Below are 2,168 nucleotides of genomic sequence, written 5' to 3'. Positions count from 1 at the left end.
GCCGAGGCCATCAAGAAGCGTCTGCAGGACTTCGACCTGGAGGGTGCCGCCAAGGAGCTCCGTCACGAGATCGACACTGGCTCCGGCCAGCGCAAGGCCCGTGCCCTCAAGCGGCTCAAGGTGGTCTCCGCCTTCCTGAACACCGGCAACAAGCCCGAGGCCATGGTTTTGGATGTCGTCCCGGTCATCCCGCCCGACCTGCGCCCCATGGTGCAGCTGGACGGCGGCCGCTTCGCCACCTCCGACCTGAACGACCTCTACCGGCGCGTCATCAACCGCAACAACAGGCTCAAGCGCCTGATCGAGCTGGGCGCCCCCGAGATCATGCTCAACAATGAGAAGCGCATGCTCCAGGAGGCAGTGGACTCCCTCTTCGACAACGGCCGCCGTGGGCGTCCCGTCACCGGAGCCTCCAACCGTCCCCTGAAGTCCCTGGCAGACATGCTCAAGGGCAAGCAGGGCCGCTTCCGCCAGAACCTGCTGGGCAAGCGTGTGGACTACTCCGGCCGTTCCGTGATTGTGGTCGGGCCCTCCCTGCGCATGCACCAGTGCGGCCTGCCCAAGCCCATGGCCCTGGAGCTCTTCAAGCCCTTCGTCATCAAGCGGCTGGTGGACCTCAACTACGCGCAGAACATGAAGAGCGCCAAGCGCCTGGTCGACCGTGGCGATCCCGAAGTCTGGGGCGTGCTGGAGGAGGTCATCTCCGAGCATCCCGTCCTGCTCAACCGTGCGCCTACGCTGCACCGTCTGGGCATCCAGGCCTTTGAGCCCATCCTGGTCGAGGGCAAGGCCATCCACCTGCCCCCGCTGGCCTGCGCGGCCTTCAACGCCGACTTTGACGGCGACCAGATGGCAGTCCACCTGCCTCTGTCGGCAGAGGCCCAGGCTGAGGCACGTTCGCTCATGCTGGCCTCCGACAACATCCTCAAGCCCGCTGACGGCCACACGGTCACCATGCCCTCCCAGGATATGATTCTGGGTCTGTATTACCTGACCACCGTGGTTGACGGCGCCAAGGGCCAGGGCCGGATCTTCTCCAGCCTGGCCGAGGCCAGGATGGCCCTGGACCTGGGCGAGATCGACATGCAGGCCAAGATCCTGCTGCGGGTACCCGCCGACTTCGTCATGCCCAAGGACTGGAAGCCCGGCGACCTCAAGGTCATCGACCCCGAGCCCGGCAGCCCTGACGTGGTCAAGGAGGAGGTCTTCAAGGACGGCTCCAGGCTCTTCGCCACCAACTACGGGCGGGTCCTGTTCAACCGGACGCTGCCTGTGGACTACCCCTTCATCAACGAGCAGGTGCCCAAGGGCAAGCTGTCCGGCATCGTGGACGACATCGCCACTCGGTACTCGACCGCACAGGTTGCGGCGACCCTTGATGCCCTGAAGGATCTGGGCTTCACCCGGGCCCAGTGGTCCGGCGTGACCATGGCCTTCTCCGACATCGTGGTGCCGCCCGAGCGCGGCGAGATCGTCAATGAGTACCAGGGGCAGGCCGCCAAGGTCAACTCCCAGTACGACATGGGTCTGCTGACTGACGAGGAGCGCCGTCAGGAGCTGATCAACCTGTGGACCGAGTGCACCGACAAGGTGGCTGATGCCATGCAGGAGCACTTCACTCCGGACAACAACGTGAACATCATGGTCCAGTCCGGGGCACGAGGCAACTGGATGCAGATCCGCCAGATCGCCGGTATGCGAGGCCTGGTGGCCAACCCCAAGGGCGAGATCATTCCTCGACCGGTCAAGTCCAACTACCACGACGGCCTGTCGGTGCTGGAGTACTTCATCTCCCAGCACGGCGCCCGCAAGGGTCTGGCCGACACCGCACTGCGTACCGCCGAGTCGGGCTACTTGACCCGTCGTCTGGTCGATGTCTCGCAGGATGTGATCGTGCGCGAGGAGGACTGCGGCACCATGCGCGGTCTGACCATGAAGGTGGCCGAGCGCGACGAGCAGGGCAACCTGGTACTGGTCAAGGCCGCCGACGGCGGACCCTACTCCAGGCTCCTGGCCGCCGACGTCATCGACCCCAAGGATGGCAAGACCGTGCTTTACAAGCGCGGCGACGCCCTGTCCATGGATGTTTTGCGCGACATGGTCGCCCACGGCGTGGAGGAGGTCAAGGCCCGCTCGGTCCTGACCTGCGAGTCCACCCGCGGGGTGTG

General features: G+C 65.2%; 1 protein-coding gene. It reads left to right on the top strand.

Going from position 1 to position 2,168, the window contains the following annotated elements; all coding sequences use genetic code 11:
* Positions 1-2,168: DNA-directed RNA polymerase subunit beta' (rpoC, locus tag AC0AP0_RS12495; protein ID WP_490430721.1), on the top strand; the 2,168-nt coding region annotated here is incomplete at both ends.

It is taken from the genome of Bifidobacterium sp. POST2/T3 (B1) (assembly GCF_058197115.1).
The sequence above is the reverse complement of the archived record's forward strand: the minus strand, read 5'-3'. Positions and strand labels throughout refer to the sequence as shown.